At 66.7% G+C, this 19130-nt stretch carries 18 protein-coding genes; 6 read left to right on the top strand and 12 right to left on the bottom strand.

Annotated elements, in window-relative coordinates; translation table 11 throughout:
- The first annotated feature begins 292 nt into the window (after positions 1-292).
- Together ACQP0C_RS02660 and trpS are read left to right on the top strand one after the other, a co-directional pair.
- Entirely contained in the window at positions 293-1348 is a 1056-nt protein-coding gene (locus ACQP0C_RS02660; protein WP_433730208.1) for an alpha/beta fold hydrolase, read from the top strand.
- A 224-nt stretch (positions 1349-1572) separates the two neighbouring features.
- The gene (trpS, locus tag ACQP0C_RS02655; protein WP_433730206.1) at positions 1573-2613 is read left to right on the top strand and encodes a tryptophan--tRNA ligase; all 1041 of its coding nucleotides are present in this window, start codon (positions 1573-1575) and stop codon (positions 2611-2613) included.
- A 120-nt stretch (positions 2614-2733) separates the two neighbouring features.
- Here trpS and ACQP0C_RS02650 read toward each other — a convergent pair whose 3' ends face one another.
- The 4 genes from ACQP0C_RS02650 to ACQP0C_RS02635 form a co-directional block, all read right to left on the bottom strand.
- On the bottom strand, positions 2734-2943 hold the full coding sequence (locus tag ACQP0C_RS02650; RefSeq protein ID WP_433730204.1) for an EF-hand domain-containing protein: 210 nt from the start codon (positions 2941-2943) through the stop codon (positions 2734-2736).
- Between the two features lie 190 nt (positions 2944-3133).
- Positions 3134-3352 (bottom strand): DUF3263 domain-containing protein, encoded by a 219-nt coding sequence (locus ACQP0C_RS02645; protein WP_433730202.1) that lies wholly within the window; start codon positions 3350-3352, stop codon positions 3134-3136.
- A gap of 131 nt (positions 3353-3483) precedes the next feature.
- Complete coding sequence (locus ACQP0C_RS02640) at positions 3484-3963, bottom strand: PaaI family thioesterase (protein ID WP_433730200.1); 480 nt, start codon at positions 3961-3963, stop codon at positions 3484-3486.
- A gap of 91 nt (positions 3964-4054) precedes the next feature.
- On the bottom strand, positions 4055-4189 hold the full coding sequence (locus ACQP0C_RS02635; RefSeq protein WP_433730198.1) for a hypothetical protein: 135 nt from the start codon (positions 4187-4189) through the stop codon (positions 4055-4057).
- Positions 4190-4249: 60 nt separating this feature from the next.
- On the opposite strand from ACQP0C_RS02635, the gene ACQP0C_RS02630 reads away from it, so the two are divergent.
- The gene (locus tag ACQP0C_RS02630; RefSeq protein WP_433730196.1) at positions 4250-5683 is read left to right on the top strand and encodes a gamma-aminobutyraldehyde dehydrogenase; all 1434 of its coding nucleotides are present in this window, start codon (positions 4250-4252) and stop codon (positions 5681-5683) included.
- Positions 5684-5685: 2 nt separating this feature from the next.
- On the opposite strand, the gene ACQP0C_RS02625 is transcribed toward ACQP0C_RS02630, so the two are convergent.
- From ACQP0C_RS02625 to ACQP0C_RS02615, 3 genes are all read right to left on the bottom strand, one after another.
- Entirely contained in the window at positions 5686-7347 is a 1662-nt protein-coding gene (locus tag ACQP0C_RS02625; RefSeq protein ID WP_433734403.1) for a long-chain fatty acid--CoA ligase, read from the bottom strand.
- A 117-nt stretch (positions 7348-7464) separates the two neighbouring features.
- Complete coding sequence (locus ACQP0C_RS02620; RefSeq protein ID WP_433730194.1) at positions 7465-9162, bottom strand: aldehyde dehydrogenase family protein; 1698 nt, start codon at positions 9160-9162, stop codon at positions 7465-7467.
- Positions 9159-10736, bottom strand: a complete 1578-nt coding sequence (locus ACQP0C_RS02615) for a GMC family oxidoreductase (RefSeq protein WP_433730192.1) — start codon at positions 10734-10736, stop codon at positions 9159-9161. The genes ACQP0C_RS02620 and ACQP0C_RS02615 overlap by 4 nt, the downstream gene beginning before the upstream one ends.
- 167 nt (positions 10737-10903) lie before the next feature.
- Here ACQP0C_RS02615 and ACQP0C_RS02610 point away from each other — a divergent pair, with 167 nt between their 5' ends.
- Positions 10904-12097, top strand: a complete 1194-nt coding sequence (locus ACQP0C_RS02610) for a PucR family transcriptional regulator (RefSeq protein WP_433730190.1) — start codon at positions 10904-10906, stop codon at positions 12095-12097.
- A gap of 113 nt (positions 12098-12210) precedes the next feature.
- Here ACQP0C_RS02610 and ACQP0C_RS02605 read toward each other — a convergent pair whose 3' ends face one another.
- Positions 12211-12855, bottom strand: a complete 645-nt coding sequence (locus ACQP0C_RS02605; protein WP_433730188.1) for a TetR/AcrR family transcriptional regulator — start codon at positions 12853-12855, stop codon at positions 12211-12213.
- A gap of 144 nt (positions 12856-12999) precedes the next feature.
- On the opposite strand from ACQP0C_RS02605, the gene ACQP0C_RS02600 reads away from it, so the two are divergent.
- Positions 13000-13680 (top strand): SRPBCC family protein, encoded by a 681-nt coding sequence (locus tag ACQP0C_RS02600; RefSeq protein WP_433730186.1) that lies wholly within the window; start codon positions 13000-13002, stop codon positions 13678-13680.
- Positions 13681-13840: 160 nt separating this feature from the next.
- Here ACQP0C_RS02600 and ACQP0C_RS02595 read toward each other — a convergent pair whose 3' ends face one another.
- Both ACQP0C_RS02595 and ACQP0C_RS02590 read right to left on the bottom strand, forming a co-directional pair.
- The gene (locus ACQP0C_RS02595) at positions 13841-14218 is read right to left on the bottom strand and encodes a nuclear transport factor 2 family protein (RefSeq protein ID WP_433730184.1); all 378 of its coding nucleotides are present in this window, start codon (positions 14216-14218) and stop codon (positions 13841-13843) included.
- Between the two features lie 125 nt (positions 14219-14343).
- Positions 14344-16074 (bottom strand): aldehyde dehydrogenase family protein, encoded by a 1731-nt coding sequence (locus ACQP0C_RS02590; protein WP_433730182.1) that lies wholly within the window; start codon positions 16072-16074, stop codon positions 14344-14346.
- 129 nt (positions 16075-16203) lie between these two features.
- On the opposite strand from ACQP0C_RS02590, the gene ACQP0C_RS02585 reads away from it, so the two are divergent.
- Positions 16204-17328 (top strand): helix-turn-helix domain-containing protein, encoded by a 1125-nt coding sequence (locus ACQP0C_RS02585; protein ID WP_433730180.1) that lies wholly within the window; start codon positions 16204-16206, stop codon positions 17326-17328.
- Positions 17329-17343: 15 nt separating this feature from the next.
- Here the strand turns inward: ACQP0C_RS02585 and ACQP0C_RS02580 are convergent, their stop codons facing one another.
- Together ACQP0C_RS02580 and ACQP0C_RS02575 are read right to left on the bottom strand one after the other, a co-directional pair.
- A complete protein-coding gene (locus tag ACQP0C_RS02580; protein WP_433730178.1) occupies positions 17344-18363 on the bottom strand; it encodes a MerR family transcriptional regulator in 1020 nt (339 codons plus the stop codon).
- Complete coding sequence (locus ACQP0C_RS02575; protein WP_433734402.1) at positions 18357-19043, bottom strand: HEAT repeat domain-containing protein; 687 nt, start codon at positions 19041-19043, stop codon at positions 18357-18359. Before ACQP0C_RS02575 ends, ACQP0C_RS02580 begins: the two co-directional genes overlap by 7 nt.
- Positions 19044-19130 lie beyond the last annotated feature (87 nt).

The following is a 19130-nucleotide window of genomic DNA, read 5'->3' as shown; positions in this document are numbered from 1 at the left end:
GCCGATCCTGCCGAGGGGTGTGGCCGTTTCGTGACCTTTGGGGCCGGGATCGCCGCTGACACAGGGGAATTGGGCGCAGCGCCGAGCCGCCGAGAGCAGTAACGAGCGGGGCGGTACCGGGCGATATCCAGGAAGAAGTTACGCGAGCCCGATGTTTCTTCTAACACGCACTATTGGCCGACCTAATTTCGGGTATCCACCCGATAGAGCCAGGATTTCCGCCATGGAGCGCTAGCACTAGCAAGCACTCAGCTTGCACTGTACTGTGGCGGCTGACACAAAGGAGTGCCGAATGCTGGTCAAGTCGATGAGGACGCTGGCGGACATGCGCGGAGACGAACCGTTGACCGCCGCCTACCGTGCTGGACTTCGGTCTCGTACCTACCGGACCGCGTCGCTGAACAAGCCCGCCACCGCCCCCGAGGTCATCCCGGTCACCACCGGGGACGGGGCCAAGCTCAGGGTCCACGCCTACGGCCCCGCCGACGGCGACATCATCGTCTTGATCCACGGCTGGAGCTGCTGCATCGAGTACTGGAACCCGCAGATCAACGCCTTCGCCGACCGCTACCGCGTCCTCGCCTACGATCAGCGCGGCCACGGTGAGAGCACCCTGGGCAGCAACGGGCCGGGCGCGCAAACCCTGGCCGACGACCTCGAGGCCGTCCTCGCGGCCACGCTGCCATTGGGCAAGCGCGCCGTGCTCGTCGGTCACAGCATGGGCGGAATCACGCTGCAGGCGTGGGCGTCTCGCTATCCGGAACAGGTCACCCGACGCGCCAGCGCCGTCCTCCTGGCCAACACCGCGGCCCGCGATATTCGCTACGAAACCGATCTGCTGCCGCTGTTCAATAAGCCGCTCATGATGGCCAGTCGGCCGGTGACGGTACTCGGCGCCACTGTGCGCGTCCCGCTCGTCATCGCGGAAACCGCACTCGCCGCACCGGTTCCGCTGCCCGGCGGCTGGCCGGTCAGCGCGGTCTTCAAGGCCCGCGTGATGTCCAAGCCCGCCACCCGCGACGAGGTGGATTTCGCACTCGGCATCATCCGTTCGTGTCGCCCGCTCACCCGCGGCCTGCACGCCGCGGCCCTCGCCGACCTCGACCTCGGGGATGCCGCCGCGCACCTGACGGTTCCCACCACCGTCATCGCGGGCGCCGAGGACCACTTGCTGCCCGAGCGGATGTCCCGCCCGATCGTCGAGGCGCTGACCCGCGCCGGTCACCTTGCCGATTACCAGGTCTGGCCCACCGGCCACCTCGGCAATATCGAGGCCGCCCACCGCTTCAACACCCTGATCGCCGATATCGCCGAGCGCGCGAATCCGAGCGAGGCTGTTGCCGGCTGATCCTCTTCTGGGGCTGGTCAACGGCGCCCGGCCCCAGAAGAATTTCCTGGCACACCGTCGGTCGTCGTTGCTATCGTCGACCGGTGATCAACCTCCGACAGACATGGCGCCGGCTGCCTTCGCAGCCCGATTAACCATGTCCACGGGCTGTACGCAGCCCGTGAATGTTCCTGCGCGGAACGAGGTTTCGTACGGCCCCAGACCATCCGTCCAGGAGCCGAGCAATGAATTCCTACGCCACCACCCGCGAACGAAGTGACGAACTCGCTGCCGCCGTCACCACCGATCCCAGCCGATACCGGGTCCTGACCGGCGAACGACCGACCGGTCCGCTGCATCTCGGTCACTACTTCGGCACGATCGCCGAACGCGTCCGGCTGCACGACCTGGGCGTCGAGACGTTCATCATCCTCGCCGACTACCAGGTCATCACCGACCGCGACGGCATCGGTCCGGTCCGCGACAACGTCTACGGCGCCGTACTCGACTATCTCGCCGCTGGCATCGACCCGACCCGGGCCACGATCTTCACCCATTCGGCAATCCCCGCGCTGAACCAGCTCATATTGCCCTTCCTGAGCCTGGTCACCGAGGCCGAATTACACCGCAACCCCACGGTCAAGGCCGAACACGCCGCGGCCGGGCGCGCATTGAGCGGACTCCTGCTGACCTATCCGGTCCATCAGGCCGCCGACATCCTGTTCTGCAAGGGCAATCTGGTCCCCGTCGGCAAGGACAATCTGCCGCATATCGAATTGACCAGGGTGATCGCCCGCCGCTTCAACGAGCGCTACGGCCGGACCTTTCCGGAGCCGCAAGCCCTGCTCACCTCGACACCCGAAGTACCCGGTCTGGACGGCCGAAAGATGTCGAAGAGCTACGGCAATGCGATCACACTCGCCATGACCGCCGACCAAACCGCCACCCTCATCCGCCGCACCCCGACCGACTCCGAGCGCACCATCACCTTCGACCCCGAACACCGCCCCGGCGTATCCGCCTTGCTGACCACCGCCGCATTGTGTTCCGGCACCGATGAGCACACCCTGGCGAACCAGATCGGCGACGCCGGTTCCGGCGGCCTCAAGAAGCTCACCACCGACGCGGTCAACGACTTCCTCGCACCACACCGCCAGCGCAGACTGGACCTCGCCCGCGACCCCGGCTTCATCCGCACCGTTATCCGTACCGGAAATGCCCGCGCGAATGAAATCGCCGACCGCACCCTCGACGAGGTCCGTTCGGCAATGGGAACCACGTACTGACCGCACTACGGCGTATCGGCGGCGCGCGGGTTGGCGGGCAGCGCGCAATGGCGTCTGGACAAAAGAAATCGGTCCCGGGAGTCATCTCCCGGGACCGATCCGCGCATCAGCCGGATTCGCTCAGATACGGCCGCCGGCCGCGGCGGCCAGGAACTCGTGCTCGATGATCTTGCCGTCGCCGTCCATATCGATCCTGTCGAACAGGGCCTCGATATCCTCGGGATGCTTGCCCTGGTTCTCGTAGTGCTCGAAGAACTCTTCGCGGCTGACGAAGCCATCGCGGTCGCGATCCATGGCCTTGAATGCGTCGAGAATGTCTCTGTTATCCATTCGGTTCATCTCCCAACTTCGAGGCGGGTGGCGGTGTGCCACTCCGCACGGACAGTTGTTGTCGAGCCGTACTGGAAAAACCTGACGCATCAAGGCTAGGGGCTGAGCCGATATCGGTGTGCCGAAATTCCAATTCTCGGAAAATTGGCCGCTGACGTGCTGGAACCGCCTCTGGAGTTGGCGTGGAGGGTCAGGAAGGTCTGGACAAGCGATCGATGCACTGGTCGCGGAGTTCGGCGATGGTTGAATTGCACAGGGCACGGGCGGCCGGGGAGTTGAGCAGGCGGATCAGGCGGGTGTGGAATTCTCTGGTGGTGAGGCCGAACCGGACGTAAGCCTCTTCGTCGTTGCCGCCGTACGGGGCCCATTCGGTGGCGAATTCCAGGATGTCGATCTCGTACGGACTCATGTCAATACCTGCGGAATCGGCGATTTCGCGGGCTTCGGGGTCTCACACATGGCCGAATGCATCTCTCCGGAAAAGGCTCGCATCGCCGAGGCGCTGTCCGCCGTCGATGACGAACGGATCGAGTGCAGCCATCACGAACCGTCGCGACTCGCGGCGGACAGATTGTCAGCGGCGGGGAGCTCGATGTTGCGCATGGTGACCAATGCGGTGGCACACCACGTTTCCTCGCCCTGGTCGACGCCGTAGATGTCGGCGGCCGCGACAGTGATCGCCTTGCCGGGCTTTACGACCCGCCCACGCGCCACCAGTTTCTCGCCGCGCGCCGGTGCGAGCAGTTTGACGGTGTAGTCGACCGTCATGTTCACCCACCCGAGCGGTAGCAAAGTGCCCGCGGCCGAGCCACCGGCGAAGTCGGCGAGTGAGCCGATCACGCCACCCTGGAAGTTGCCGTTGTGCTCGGTCAGCTCGATGCGATACGGCTGCACGATCTCCACCTCCCCCGGCGCCACTCGGCCGAACGAAAAGCCCAGATGCCGTGCTGCGGGCATGCCGAGCACCACTGCCGCAACAGCCTGCACGACCTGCGGATTCGCCGCCTGCCATTCACTCATCACCCTCGAACTCCTCCCTGGTACGTAGCCAATCCTCGACCCGACAACCCACTCGCCCCGAGTAGACGCACAACCCCACAGGCGGGTTGTCTCACTCGATATTCGACATGAACTTGAATTCAACGTCAAGTTCTAGTCGCGGACGCTCGAAGAACTCGAGCCGAATAGCGCCCGCATCGAGATCGAACGAGCGGATCTTGGCGGCACGCTGCGTCAACATAGACAAGGGGGGATGAAACGTTCCAGCCAAAGAAAGGCCGCTGAACAGAGCAAGCGAGGAGGCATCATGACAGTGGTCCAGAACTTCGTCGACGGCAAGCTCGTCGACTCGGTAAGCGGTGCGACGATGGCACTCGTCGACCCCGCCACCGGCGAGCAGTACGGCACCGCCCCGGCGTCCAATGAGCAGGATGTAGACAACGCGTACGCGGCCGCGGCCAGGGCGTTCTGCGACTGGAAACGCACGACGCCGTCGCACCGCCAGAAGGCGCTGTTGGACTTCGCCGACGAGGTGGCGAATGCCGCCGACGCGCTGGTCCAGGCCGAGGGCCGCAATACCGGCAAGCCGAACCATGTCACCGCGGCCGCGGAGATCCCGCAGATGCTGGACCAGACCCGATTCTTCGCGGGGGCGGCACGAGTACTCGAGGGCAAGTCGGCCTGCGAGTACCTGGCGGGCCATACCTCATGGATCCGCCGGGAGCCGGTCGGCGTCATCGGGCAGGTGACGCCGTGGAATTACCCGATGATGATGGCCATCTGGAAGTTCGTGCCCGCGATCGCGGCGGGCAATACCGTGGTGCTCAAGCCGAGCGACACCACCCCGGTGACCACGGTGATGCTGGCCGAACTGGCCGCGAAGCACCTGCCGCCGGGCGTGCTCAACGTGGTGACCGGTGACCGGGTGACCGGTGCGGCGGTGGTCGCGCATCCGACCCCGCAGATGGTGTCGATCACCGGTTCGGTGGCCGCGGGCCGTGCGGTCGCGGAGTCGGCCGGAGCCCACCTGAAGCGCACGCATCTGGAGTTGGGTGGCAAAGCGCCGGTCATCGTGTTCCCCGACGCCGATATCACGGCAACCGCCGTGGGTATCGCGGCCTCGGGCTATTTCAACGCCGGACAGGATTGCACGGCGGCCACCCGGGTGCTCGGTCACGCGTCGGTCGCCGATGACCTGACCGCGGCGCTGGCCGAACAGGCCGGAAATGCGACAACGACGTTCGGCAGGACCACCGATGACGAGGACGCCTGGGTGCCACCGCTCAATAACGCCAACCAACTACAGCGGGTGCTCGGCTTCCTCGACGAGGTACCCGATCACGCTTCGGTCATGACCGGTGGGCACCGCCAGGGCGACCACGGGTACTACGTCGAGCCGACCGTCATCGGCGGTCTGCGGCAGTCCGACCGGCTGAGCCAGCGCGAAATCTTCGGCCCGGTGATCACTGTGCAGTCGTTCACCGAAGAAGACGAGGCGATCCGGTGGGCCAACGGCGTCGAATACGGGCTGGCGTCCTCGGTGTGGACCAAGGATGTGTCACGGGCGCTGCGCGTATCGGCCGCGCTCGACTTCGGCAGCGTGTGGATCAATACGCACACCGCGCTGATCGCCGAGATGCCGCACGGCGGGTTCAAGTCGTCCGGGCACGGCAAGGATCTGTCGATGTACGGGCTGGAGGACTACACCCGCGTGAAGCATGTGATGGCCAAGATCGACTGAACTCACGAACTCCTTTGCGTGGTAACGGAATCCGAGACCACGATCTCGAGTTCAGCTGCCGCGTAGCGGGCACGCAGGACCTTTTTGTCGAATTTGCCCACGCTCGTTTTGGGCACCTCGGACACGAATGTCCAGCGTTCGGGCAATTGCCATCGCGCCACCTTGTCGGCCAAGAACGCCCGCAGCGCACCGGCGTCGACGTCGGCTCCGGTGCGCAACGCGGCGGCGACGACGGGACGCTCGTCCCACTTCTCGTCGGGCACCCCGAACACCGCGGCCTCGGCGACATCCGGGTGCGCCATGATCGCGTTCTCGAGTTCGACCGATGAGATCCATTCGCCGCCGGACTTGATGATGTCCTTGGCTCGATCGACCAGAGTCAGGTAGCCGTCCGAAGTGATGGTGCCGACGTCACCGGTGCGCAGCCAGCCCGCGCGGAACGCGTCGGAGCCGACCGCGTCCGCGCCCGGCGAGTAGTAGGAGGCGGTGATCCAGGGACCGCGAACCTCCAGTTCACCCACCGATTTTCCGTCACGCGGCAACTCCGTGCCGTCGTCGCCGATGAGGCGCGCTTGCACGGAAGCGGGAAAGCGGCCCTGGGTGACCCGGTAGGCGTAGGCCGACTCGCCTTCGGTTTCCGGCGGGGGCCAGGCGACGCAGCCCAGCGGCGAGGTTTCGGTCATTCCCCAGGCCTGGATGATGCGTACACCGTGGCGATCCTCGAAGGCCCGCATCAGTTGCGCCGGTACCGCCGAGCCCCCGACCACCACCGCCCGCAGATGGCCGAGGTCACGTGGGCTCGCATCGACCGCGGCGAGTACGCCGTTCCACACCGTCGGAACAGCGGCGGCGAAACTGGGCCGTTCGGCTGCCATGAGCTCGAGCAGCGGCGACGGCTGCAGGAATCGATCGGGCATCACCAGCGACGCGCCGACCATGAGCGCCGCATAGGGCAGGCCCCACGCGTTGGCGTGGAACATGGGCACGATCGCCAGTACCCGATCGCCCGCCCGGATGCCCATGCCGTCGGCGGTACACGCGTGCATGGAGTGCAACCAGTTCGAACGGTGCGAATAGACAACGCCTTTCGGGTCGCCGGTGGTGCCGGAGGTGTAGCACATCGCGGCGGCGGACCGCTCGTCGAGCACCGGGAAGTCGAATACGGGCGGGTACTGGGCGAGCAGCGTGTCCAGTTCGTGTACCGCGACACCCTCGGGTGCATGCAACGCGCTGGCGTCGCCATTGGCGACGATGACATGGCGGACGGTCCGCAGCGTCGGCAGCACCTGTGTGAAGACGGGCACCAGCGAACCGTCGACGATCACCACCTGGTCCGCCGCGTGGTTGGCCACATAGGTGATCTGTTCTGGAAAGAGCCGGATATTGAGGGTATGCAGTACCGCGCCCATGGCAGGCACCGCACAGTAAGCGACGAGGTGTTCGTTGTTGTTCCACATGAACGTGCCGACCCGGTCGCCGCGGCCGATTCCCAGCGCGGTCAGCGCATGGGCGAGCCGAGCCGCCTGCGCACCGAGTTCGCGGTAGGTCAGCACCCGCGAGCCGCTACCGGTCCAGGTGCGGACGGTGGCGTCGCCATGCACGGTGGTGGCGTATCGCAGCAGGGTCGCCAAGGAGAGCGGTTCGTCCTGCATCGTGCTCGGCATCGGCAGGTCGTGGTCGTTGTAAGTCATTGTGTGCTGGTCTTTCTCAGGAAGTCGCGGTGTTTCCGGGTACGCGGACGGCCGGGCCGGAGCATGTCCCGGCCCGGCCGACCGCTGTCCTCAGCCGCGTAGCGCCGAGGCGAAAATCCCTGGCAGGGCGGCGATGCGGGGTTTGGTCGCGAAGTCGGTCAGGCGCCGCAGGGTCGTGGCGCCGGTGCGGTTGGTGACGAACCACGGCGGCTTCGGCGAGAGACTGAATTCCCCGTGCAGCAGCGACCGCGGCGCGGGCCGGAACGGGCCGCGGACCACGGTTCGTTCCGGTTCGGCGATCAGCAATGCGTTGTGCACAACGCCGATTCCGCTCTGGATATCGGCCAATGTGTGCCCGGGGAACGCGCCCCACGAGGCGCGGGCGGTGAGATACCCCAGGCCGGTCCAGGCGTTGATGGCGATGGTGCCGTAGCGCAGCTCGGCCACCGCGGATTCGAACCGTTCACCGAGCCGTTTGATCGTGGCGGGATGGGCGAGGATGTTCGCGCCGAGCGTGCCCTCGATCTCCTCATTGCACACCCGAACCGCCCGCGCCAGGAATTCGGCCGGGGCGCCGGGCAATTCGAGCACGCCGAGCACCGGGGCGAAGTATTCGGTGTGCAGCGCGGGTTCGTGGCGGTCCGGTGCCATGCCCTCGATGAGTGTGCGTGCGCCGATCGCCTGCGCCTGCGGATAGGTCCGGCGTGCGGCCGCGACACGGTCCGCCGATCCGGGGTAATAGTCGGGCCGCTGCGGCGCACGGCCGAGTGCCGCGCGGAGTTCGGCGAGGAACTGTTCCTTCTGGGGCCAGTCCGCGGAGACCACCGCTACCTGAGCGGCGATGCAGTTGTACCCGTTGTTGTGCAGCCGCTGCGTGGCCAGGTGTTCGGCCTGGAAGCGCAGGTCCGCGCGCGACCAGCGACCCGGCACCACGATTGTGGGCGAGACACCACCGAGCTCGCTGGTGATGGGCTTGGTCAATTTGGGCGTGTTCGCCGCCCGGTTCTGCTCGGCCTCGGCTCCGGTACCGAAGACGATGGCGTCATGGGTGAGCGCGCTGCCGGTGATGTGCACGGCGTCCACCCCGGGGTGGTTCACCAGTGCCGATCCCACCTCCGGACCACCCGTGATCAGCCGGAGGAAACCGCGCTCGATCATGGGAGCGAAGATCTTCTCGAGCACCGGCAGCAGCGGATCGGTGATCGGGTTGAGCTTCAGCGCCACTACCCGGTTGTCGGCGTACAGCTGGTACAGCACGTCCAGCGGGGCGATCGAGAAGATATTGCCCGCACCCAGCACCACACCGACACCGCCGGTATCGGTAGGCGTGCGCTGGCCCAGTCCCGCACGGGCGCGGACCGATTCGGCGTCGACGCCCGGCCGCGACCAGACCTCGGCACGGAATCCATTGAGCAGCAAGGCGTCGAATATGCCGTGTGGGAACACATCGACGGCGGTACGGCCGCCGGGTGCCGGACGCATCGGGTATCCGTCGACCGGGCTGTGCCCCTGCTCCAGCGCCAGCAGGGATTCCGCGAGTGCGGCGGCACCGGTGAGCAGGGAGTACGGTCCGCTGACCCATTCCTCACCCAGCAGAGGCGAATCCGCCGTCAGCTTCTTGATCCGCGCCGCGGCCTCGATCCACTCTTGCGCATGCCGCGCCGTATTGGCATGGATCTGCTCCAGCAGTCGACGCCGGGCGGCCAAATCGGTTCGAGACCATTGGATTTCACCGCCTTTCAGTGCGGATACGGCGGCGTCGATGGTTGCCGTGACGGTTGCGGTCATGCTCGGTTTCCTTCCGATTCGGCGTCCTCGCGGACCATGACCGAAGCCTTCTCGCCGATCATGATCGTGGGCGCATTGGTATTGCCCCGGACTACCGACGGCATGACCGACGCGTCGGCCACGCGCAGACCGCGCACGCCGAACACGCGCAATCGCGGATCAACGACGGCGCCGATCGCGCAGGTCGATGTGGGGTGGTAGAGCGTCTGCGCGGTGCGGGCCGCGAAGTCGAGCAGCTCGTCATCGGAATCGCCTGCGGGAGTGAGGAATTCGCCAGTGGTGAGCTCCTGGATCGCGGGCTGGGCGGCGATCTCCAGCGCGCTGCGCAGACCGGCGATCAGGCTGGCGCGGTCTGCTTCGGTGCCGAGATAGTTGTGGCGGATGCGCGGCGCAGTGCCGGGGGCCGCGGAGCGCAGGGTGAGTTCACCGCGGCTGGTCGGGTTGATCAGACATGGACCGAACGCGTAGCCGTGTTCGGTGGCGGCACCCATGCCCTCGCCGTGGAACAGCACCGGGGCCATATGGAACTGGATATCCGGCCCGGCCAGTCCGCTGCGAGTCTCGAGGAATCCGCCTGCCTCACCGATATTGGAGGTCAGCGGTCCTCGGCCGGCTTCCTGAAGCAGGCCGAGGTTTTCCGGAGTGAGCGCGGTCATCAGCGACTCGTGATCGGTGCGGTAGTTGAGAAACACCGACAGGTGGTCCTGCAGGTTCTGCCCGACCGGCAGGTCGCAAACCACCTCGATCCCGAACGCCGAGAGCTGTGCGGCCGGACCGACGCCCGAAAGCAGCAGCAGCTGCGCCGATCCGTATGCGCCCGCGGTCACAATGATTTCGCGTCCGGCGCGGATCACCTCCGTGCTCGGGCCCCGGCCGATGACCACACCGGTGGCGCGGCCGTTCTCGAACACGACCCGGTGCGCTAGCGCGTCGGTGAGCACGGTCAGATTGGGACGGTCCGCGACCGAGTGCAGATAGGCGACGGCGGCGCTGCATCGCATGCCATTGCGCTGTGTCACCTGATAGCGGCCCACGCCCAGCTGGCTCGCACCGTTGAAGTCGTCGTTGCGGAGGTGACCGGCCTGTTCGGCGGCATGCAGAAACGCATCGCCCAGCGGATGTTGCGATCGGCTCTCACTCACCGTCAGTGGTCCGCCGACGCCGTGGTAGGCGTCCTTGCCGCGTTCGTTGTCCTCGGCCTTCAAAAAGTACGGAAGTACCTCGTCATAGCTCCATCCGTCGGCGCCGCCCGCGGCCCAGCCGTCGTAGTCGGCACGCGCCCCGCGGATATAGATCATCGCGTTCATCGAACTGGATCCGCCGACCACGCGCCCCCGCGGCAGATAGGCGCGACGGGAGTACAACCCGGCTTCCGGTTCGGTGTCGAAATCCCAGTCCAGCGGACTCTTGAACAGCGATGGAAAGGCGATCGGCAGATGGACCTCGTCCACGGTGTCCCGCGGCCCGGCTTCGACCAGGGCCACCCGGACTCGCGGGTCCTCGGACAATCGGCTGGCCAGCACGGATCCAGCGGATCCAGCGCCTACGACGACATAGTCGTACACAGTCGGCACCTCTCTCGAATCACCTTGAAATCGGGGAGCTATGACCCCGGTCACTGTCACCGTCGATACTGCGTGCTCGATGCGACCGTCCACCATGTGCGCGGGTTTGCCGATCCCGGCCGCCCACTGTGCTCCAGCACACAGCCGATCCAGAGCGAATGCCTACGATCGAGACCATGACCGTGCTGACCGAGCCGCCCACGAATGATTCCGTCGCAGTGGCCCGCACGCTGCTGGCGCAGGTCGACGACCTCACCGCCGAACTCGTCGGCCGAATTCGCACCGGCGACCACGCCTACGCGGAATCAACAGCTCTCACCGAAATGGCGCTGGGTGTAGTCGTCCGCGACAACCTCGTCGCCGTGCTGGGTCAGCTCTCCGGAAGCATCGGGCGCCGACTGCAACCCGCTACCGTGGCCGGCCGCTTCAAGGCCGAACTCGGTGTGCCCCTCGCCGCGGTACTGCACGCGTATCGCTTGGCCGGACGGCTGCTGTGGGAACGCGCGCTCGTCACGGCGACGGGCAAGAGTCTCGATGTGCTGCCGCAGCTCGGGTCGGAAATGTGGCGGATCATCGACGACTATTCGGGCGCGGCCGCCGATGCGTATGGCGACTATCTGGCCGAACGCGTCCGCCGTGACGATTCCGAACGCCGTGCGATGTTGCGCAAGCTACTCGACGGCGATGCCGACGATCCGACCCAACGCGATATCGCTCGCGCACTTCACCTCCCGCCGCTGGGCAACTTCATCGTGGTGCACGCCGAAGCCGATCCCAACCTGATGGAGCCACTGTTCGGCATCGAGGACCGACTGCGCGCCGAGTCCGTCGAATCGATCTGGATCAGCGAAGCCGGTGCCCGGATCGGCCTGCTCAGCCTGGCCGCAACGCACGCTCTCGATCGGGTACTCGCGCGGATGCGCGACCATGCCACGGGCCGCATCGGCCTGAGCCGCCCCTTCCCGACCGCCGGGTTCGCCAGTACCGCGCTGCGCGAGGCGGAACTCGCCGGACGTTGCGCACCGCCGGGTGCCGCCACCGTCACCGCCTACGGCAGCACCCCTATCCCGCTCGTGCTCGCGCACGCCCCGTCCGCGTCACGAGAGCTGGCCGACGATATCCTCGGCCCCGTTCTGGAACTGCCGCCCGAGGAACGCGACACGCTCCTGGACACCCTCGCCCTCTGGTTCGAATGCGGTGGCTCCAATACCGAAGTCGCGCAACGCCTGCACTACCACCGCAACACCATCCACTTCCGCCTGCGCCGTATCGAGACCCTCACCGACCGCCGCTGCTCGGATCCGAAAGCCGCCGCCGAGCTGTACGTCGCCCTGACCGCGGCACGACTCGCGGGACTGGATCCGGCCTGATCGACTGCCGGCCCAGACGCGATGGGCGCGCGGGTCGGCGCCACCAACCGCCGACTCACGCGTCTACCGGATTCGAGGCGATCGTGCAGCTGCAGCCGCTGCCGGACCGCCGGTCACGGGGTCAGCAGGGTGTTCAGTTCGTCAGCGAACAGTAGGGCGGGATCGAACTCCATTCCGGTGAAGTGGCCGGCGAGTTCGAGTGAGAGGACGCCGTGCAGGCGGGTCCAAAACGACACGGCACGGTGCAGAGTCGTGGCCGACACCGAGTGGCCGTCGGCCCATCGGCGGTGGTGCTCCAGGTGGGCGTCGAACGGCGTCGCCGGCTTTTCCGGGGTCAGCGCGGAGAAAGCGTCGATCAGCACCGTCATGATGCTGGATGAGATCTCGGTGGTGTCCTCGGGTGCGTGGTAGCCGGGGACAGGTGTGCCGTAGATGAGGAAGTACCGCTGCGGATCCTGCAAGGCCCATTCCCGCACGGTGAAGGCCAGCCCGGTCACGTCGGCACCGGAGTCGAACGCCGCCCGCAGAGCGTCGGCAAGGCTTCGGTAGGCGTCGCGGATGAGTTCGGTGATCAACTCGTCGCGACTGGCGAAGTACCGGTACAGGGCGGGGCCGCTCATGCCCACGCGTTTGGCGATCGCGTTGAGCGACAGCGCGGATACGCCCGCCGTGGCGATCTGCGCCCAGGCGTGCTGCTTGATTTCGTCGCACACTTGGGCCCGATAGCGCTCTCGCGAACTGGTCCCACCAGCTCCCATCAACCGCCTCCTCTCAGGCTTCGCGGCAACGAGTTAGACCATATCACTTTCTTTATTGACACTCACATCTTCTGGTTATAGGTTCTAACTAAATCGAGTAGCACTAACAGCAGTCGGCTCGAGCCCTGAACGAGGAGAGCAGCCATGGCCAACACCCCGCAAACCCCCCGCCGCCGGTCCGGTACGCGCACTGCCCTGTTCCTGATCCCACTGGCCGCCGCGGTACTGACCTCTGTTGCGGCGTGCAGCAGCGACAACAACGACACACGCACTGGCGGCTCCGGCCAGGCCGCAGCAACCACCGGGGTGCACCCGGCTCCGCTGACCTGCCAAGGGGCAGGCATCGATGACACCGCCCGGATCCGGTACCGGACCGAGACCTTTATCAAGGCCCCGCTGAGCACCATCTGGGGACTGCATACCGACGTGGAACGCTGGCCCTCGTGGCAGCAGCCCGTCACCAGCATGAAGCGTCTGGATCAGGGACCACTGCGGGAGGGCTCGCAGTTCCAGTGGACGACTCCGGCGCCCGCTACCCCCACAACCCCTGCCACCACCCTGACCATCACGTCCTCCGTCCAGCAACTCCAGCAGGGCAATTGCATCCGGTGGAGCGGACCGGCGATCGGCGACGGACTGCGCATCGACAACGGCGTCCACGTCTGGAACTTCACCGAGGTCGACGGCGGTGTGCTGGTACGCACCGAAGAGAACTGGACCGGCGCACAGGTCGAGGCCGACATATCCACCTCCACCGCTTTCCTCGGAGCAGGTCTCGAAGCCTGGTTGAAGGACCTGAAGGCCACCGCCGAAGCCCACCCCTGAGACGATGACGTCGACGTCGGTGTCGAAGCGGCCGATCGCGACGGCCGACTCGGGTGCATGCAGGTGCCCCGCCCTCGCGGGCGGGGCACCTTTACTTATGCCGATCCTGTTGAGGCACAAGCTTGTCTGTCCGAGGGGTGGACCGACATCGAGCGGGTGTTCATCCCAAGGCGGCCTGCATGGCGACCCCGTCGACATAGGAGTGCTTCTCCTTGACCGCGCCGTTTTCGACGAGAACATAGTCCGCGAGGTCGACGGACACGGGATTGCCGGTTGCCGAGGTTCCGGTCAGCTGGAACTGCACCGCCCAGAAATCCTCCCCGACGCGTAGCGAGACCAAGTGAAAGGTCAGGTCGGGAACCAGGGCGAAACTCGCGGCAGCGGCCTCGCGGATGGCCGCCCGCCCGCGGGCTGGTTCCTGCCCCGAGTGCAAGTGGAACACCGAGTCGTCGGTATGGAGTTCGACGATTCGGTCTGCGTCGCGGTCTTCCCAGCAGGCGTGGTAGCGCTCGAACAGTTCGCGAGTGGCAGTGGTCATGATGAGCAACTCCGATCGTAATTTTGTCTATGTGACCTGGAAGGTGTTCTGCGGGGGATCTCTCTGAACGAGGTGCGGCTACGTCGTTGGCCATCTCCATTCGTTGGTGCAATGGGCGGGAGCCATCACGCCCGGAAGGCGGAGGCGATGATGCCGGGCAGTCGCAGCCAACTCGGCCGTCCGGCATAGCCGGTCAGCTTTCGGGAGGTACTCGCAGCGCTTTTGGCGGTGACGAACCAGGACGGTTTCGGCGAGAGTGCGAACTCGCCGTTGGCGACCGAGCGCGGGAAGGGCCGGAATGGGCCGCTGAGGACGGCCCGCTCGGGACCGTCGATCAGGTGCGCGTTGTGGACCACGCCGATACCGCTGCCGACGGCATCGAGAGTGTGGCCGGGGTAGGCACCCCACGGCAGGCCGGGAACAAGGAATCCCATGGCGCTCCAGACGTTGATGCCGATCGTGCCGTAGCGCAGTTCCGCGATGGCCTCGTCGAATTCTCGTCCCATGGCCGCGCGGTCGGCGGGCGCGACGATGAGACTCGCGCCCAAGGTGCCGTAGAGCCGTTCGTTCGCGAAGGCCACCGCAGCGCGCAGAAAGGCTTCTCCGGTGCCGGGTATGGCGGTGTGTCCCAGCACCGGAGCGAAGTATTCGGTGGTGAACAAGTCCTGCGAAGTCGACGCGTCGACCTCGACCAGGAGCCGCCCCGAATGACGTTCGGCGGCTGGGTAGGCGTGCTCGGCGAGCGCCAACTTGCGCTCGCTACCGGGATACCAGGGCGCGCGGTCAGGGAGCTCGTCGAGCACGTCGCGCAGCGCGTCGAGGAATTGCGTCCGCTGATCCCAGTCACTACAGAGGATCAAAGCCTGCCCCGAAATGCAGTTATGGCCCGCGTTGTGCAGCCGCTGGGTCGCGACGTGCTCGGCTTGGTAGCGCAGATCGGCCTTCGACCACCGGCCGGGAACCACGATGATCGGCGAAACCCCGCCCAGTTCACTGGTGATTTCCTTGGTCAGGCGGGGTGTGCCGGCGGCCCGCCGAGCCGGTGCGTCCGAACCGACACCCCAGACGATTGCGTCGTGGGTGGCAGCGCTGCCCGTGATATGCACGTGCGCGATCGTGGGATGCTGCGCCAGATAGCCGCCAACCGCTGCGCCGCCCTCGACAATGCGCAGCGCGCCGAACTCGATGAGCGGCGCGAACGCGTCCTGCAGCACCGGCAGCAGGGCGGCGAAGGTCGGGTTGAGCTTGAGAATGCTGACCCGGTTGTGGGCCACCAATTCGTACAACATGTCCAGCGGTCCGATCGAGCTGATATTGCCGGCGCCGAGGACCAGTCCTATCTCCGCGCCGCCACCGGCCCGTTTCGCACCGAGACCCGCCGTCGCGCGCACCTGCTCCTGGGTAACTCCTGGCGGCATCCAGATCTCGGCCGAGAAGCCGTGCAGCAGTATCGACTCCCGCATATCGGCGGGCAGGACCTGCAGTGTGGTTCGCCCGCCGGGCGCGGTTCCGGTCCGCAGCCCAGCCACGGACGACCTACCGGCGGCGAGCAATTCGAGTTCTCGGGCCACCGCGCCGAAGTTCGCCAGCGCGACGTAGGGGCCCGACATCCATTCCTCGCCGTCCCACGACCCAGCCGGTGTGCGCTTGGCGACTGCGGCTGTCCGCGCCCAGCGCGTGGCGTTCGCCTGTATCGAAACGCGGGTGCGTCCGATCAGAACCGCGCGATCGGGGAGACCGAGTCGCGCCCAACGCTCGGCACCGCGCTGCAACTGCTCGACTGCGCGGTCCAACGCAGCGATCTCGGTGTCGCCAAGAACCTCGTCAGGGGGGCTGTGCTGTGGGGCTGTGGTCACGGTGTACTCCATCCGTGCGGATCAGGGGAATTCAGTGTCGCCAAAGGTCCTCGACCGTGGCGACGGGCACACGCAACCACTTCGAACCGCCGTTGTGCGCACGCACAACGGAGGCTAAGTTGGGCGGCAGTGACCCAGGACACCCACACCGAGCACCAGCGCCTCCTACACGAGTTGCGCGCCGATCTGGCCGCGATCTCTGAGATGGCAACCGCCAGAATCGAACAAGATGAAGCCGACTACGGCGACGCTGCGCTCGGTCACCCCGAACTGACCGATCTCGTCACCGACAGCCTCGCCGCATTGCTCGATGCCATGGCCGGACACGAGTACTCGCTCGAACCTGCGCACCGAGCCGGACGCCTCAAGGCCGAGCGAGGCATCCCACTGGACAGTCTGCTGCACGCCTTCCGCGTCGCCGGCTTGGCATTCTGGGATGTCATCGTCGAACGCGCTCGGCCCGAAGAACGTCCCGCCCTGCCCAAGTTGTCCACCCGGGTATGGGCCACCGTCGACGAGTACTCCATCGCGGCGGCCGACACCTATCGACGAACCGTGGTTGCCGGTGGTGACCAGCCCGATCAACGGTTGCTGCTGGCACTGCTCGATCCCGACCTCCCCACGGCGCAGCGGGCGAACTTGGGCAAAAGAATGCGCCTGCCCGCCCACGCCACATTCGTCGTCCTGATCGGCGACATCCGCTTCGCCGCAACCGCAGTGACCACCGTGCGCACCCTGCTCGCCGACGACTGGATCACCCTCGTCACCGCGGACACCCCAGCGAAACTCGACCACGCTCTGCGCGCCGCAAGGACGCGAGCCGGCGCCAGCAAACCCTTCACCGACCTCGTCTCCGCTCCCGCAGCGCTGGACCAGGCGCGCCTCGCCTTCCGATGCCTGAGCCCGACCGACACCGGAATCCACACCTATGCCTCATCGCCGGCACGTGCCTTGATAGCAGCGAACCCCGCACTGGCCGCGGGCATCTTCTCGGACACGCTCGCCGCGTTCGACCAACTCCACCCCACCGACGCCAACGCGCTCGTGCAGACTGCCCTGGCCTGGTACGAGCTCGGCGGCTCTACATCGGCCGTCGGCGCGCACCTGCACCTGCACCGCAATACCGTGCTGCACCGTCTCAAGCGAATAGAACAGCTCACCGGCTCAGTGTTCGCAGTGCCCGCCGACGCGGCACTGCTGTATCTGGCGCTGCAAACACGCCTACTGCAGCAGCCCCCCGGCGAGGGGTCGTGACCTACCTGCGGTGTCTCAGGTTTCGCTGTCCGGACGCTCCTCGATCCGCTCCACGAGGGTCGAGGCGATAAGGGCCACGGCCCGGTCATCGTCGTGCGTCAGTTGTCGCAGAGTGTCCAGCGCGATGGTGCCCGGCATCTCGGCGAGTGCCTGGGTCAGCCGGATCCGCGCCGCCGAGTCCGCTGTTCGTTCGGTGAGTTCGTCTACCAGCGCACTCATGATCCGGTCGGCCCAACTGGCGTCGCGTGCCAACGTTCCCAGGAGCTCGGCCGCCTCGACATCGTTCGGGCCCTCGATCACCGTGCCGAGAAGTGCTGGCACCGCCTGGGTCACGCCGCGCGCACCCAGTGCGAGAGCCGCAGTTCTGCGGACCGTGGCGTCCGCGTCACCGAGCGCGTCGGTGAGCACCGCGGTCGCCTCGCTGCCCGGCAGCTCGGCGATGGCCAGGATCGCGCGTCGCCGGACGTCGACGTCTGCCGAGCCCATGCCGGATGCCACGCTCGCCACACCGTCACCGCCGGCCCGCGCGAGGGCCCACCGCAGGGCCCCGGCCACGTTCGGATCGGATTCGGTGAGGACCGCCTCGGCCAGCAGCTCGGCGGGCATCGATACATCCTCGGCCGGGGCCAGAACGGCCTGCTGCCGCCGGGCGGCACTCTCCGAACCGAGTCCGTGTAGGAGCTCGATGATGCGCAGGACGCCGTGCCAGCCGGAGGGCTCGGCCGCATCGACGGTCCGGAGCCGCTCGAGGAGTTCCCGCTCCCGGTTCAGCCGTTCTTCGGTCTTTCGGATGAGATCGCCGACCAGTGCGGACGCGCTGAATCCGGAATCGTCGAGAGCGCGTCCGATCTGGCTCAGTGACAGTCCCAGCGACCGCAGCCCCTCCACATGGAGAATCCTGCGGATGTCTTCGGGAGAGTATTCCCGGTAGCCACCCACGGTGCGGCCGGTCGGTCGCACCAGCCCGAGGGAGTCGTAGTGCCTGAGCATTCGGGCGCTCACCCCCGAGCGGCGCGCCACCTCGCCGATCAGCATGCCGTTGTCTCCTCCCGGTCCGGACCGAGCGCGAGGACCCGCCTGGCCTCATCGACGGCAAGGTCGAATCCGGCATCCGGGTCGCGCAAGAGCCGCTCCGTGGCGCCGGCTTGCGCACGTACCACCGGGTCGTGACTTGCCAATGCCGTCCGAAGGACCGGCTCGACCACCTCGCCGAGCGCGACCAGAGCACGGCTCAGGCTCAGCCGTACCTCCCGGTGGCCGCGACCGAATTGCCCGGCGAGTTCCGCGGCCAGCCGTTCCCGCTCCCCATCGGGCACCAGAACGACGGCAGCGCGCCATGCACTCCGCGCGACCTCGTCATCGGCATCGTGCAACAACGCCCGCGTGATCGCCGACCACGCGCTCGGGTCGCCGATCTTGGACAGCGTGTGCAACGCTTGGCTGCGGGCCTGCGCGCGCTCGGAACGCAGTTCCGCGCGCAGTTTCGCAACCGTGATCTCCGACGGGAGACGGGTCAGCGCCCAGGTGAGCATGTCGCGCACGAAGAAGTCCGGCTCGATCGCGCACCGCGCTACCAGCGCATCGACGAAACCGGGCTCGGGATGCGTGCCGAGGGCCAGAGCCGCCGCGAGCCGCGTCGAGGAGTTCCTTGCGGCAAGTGCGTCGAGCAGCCGCGTGTCCTGTGGATTCCTGTGTGTCGGGTTGATGGGGACCACCTCCGAGAGCCAGTGAAGGCCTTCACACAGTGACAAGGTCAAGCGCACGGGCGAGATTGCCATGGACATCACCGACTCCACGATCAC

Source organism: Nocardia sp. CA-129566, assembly GCF_050956075.1.
Lineage (GTDB): Bacteria > Actinomycetota > Actinomycetes > Mycobacteriales > Mycobacteriaceae > Nocardia.
Note: the sequence above shows the minus strand (reverse complement) of the source record. Positions and strands in the feature narration are given on the sequence as shown.

Excerpts from the sequence above, each read along its gene's own strand:
- ACQP0C_RS02660 (WP_433730208.1), top strand. The coding sequence starts at position 293 with ATGCTGGTCAAGTCGATGAGGACGCTGGCGGACATGCGCGGAGACGAA.
- trpS (WP_433730206.1), top strand. The coding sequence starts at position 1,573 with ATGAATTCCTACGCCACCACCCGCGAACGAAGTGACGAACTCGCTGCC.
- ACQP0C_RS02650 (WP_433730204.1), bottom strand. The coding sequence starts at position 2,943 with ATGGATAACAGAGACATTCTCGACGCATTCAAGGCCATGGATCGCGAC.
- ACQP0C_RS02645 (WP_433730202.1), bottom strand. The coding sequence starts at position 3,352 with ATGAGTCCGTACGAGATCGACATCCTGGAATTCGCCACCGAATGGGCC.
- ACQP0C_RS02640 (WP_433730200.1), bottom strand. The coding sequence starts at position 3,963 with ATGAGTGAATGGCAGGCGGCGAATCCGCAGGTCGTGCAGGCTGTTGCG.
- ACQP0C_RS02630 (WP_433730196.1), top strand. The coding sequence starts at position 4,250 with ATGACAGTGGTCCAGAACTTCGTCGACGGCAAGCTCGTCGACTCGGTA.
- ACQP0C_RS02625 (WP_433734403.1), bottom strand. The coding sequence starts at position 7,347 with ATGCCGAGCACGATGCAGGACGAACCGCTCTCCTTGGCGACCCTGCTG.
- ACQP0C_RS02620 (WP_433730194.1), bottom strand. The coding sequence starts at position 9,162 with ATGACCGCAACCGTCACGGCAACCATCGACGCCGCCGTATCCGCACTG.
- ACQP0C_RS02610 (WP_433730190.1), top strand. The coding sequence starts at position 10,904 with ATGACCGTGCTGACCGAGCCGCCCACGAATGATTCCGTCGCAGTGGCC.
- ACQP0C_RS02605 (WP_433730188.1), bottom strand. The coding sequence starts at position 12,855 with ATGGGAGCTGGTGGGACCAGTTCGCGAGAGCGCTATCGGGCCCAAGTG.
- ACQP0C_RS02600 (WP_433730186.1), top strand. The coding sequence starts at position 13,000 with ATGGCCAACACCCCGCAAACCCCCCGCCGCCGGTCCGGTACGCGCACT.
- ACQP0C_RS02595 (WP_433730184.1), bottom strand. The coding sequence starts at position 14,218 with ATGACCACTGCCACTCGCGAACTGTTCGAGCGCTACCACGCCTGCTGG.
- ACQP0C_RS02580 (WP_433730178.1), bottom strand. The coding sequence starts at position 18,363 with ATGCTGATCGGCGAGGTGGCGCGCCGCTCGGGGGTGAGCGCCCGAATG.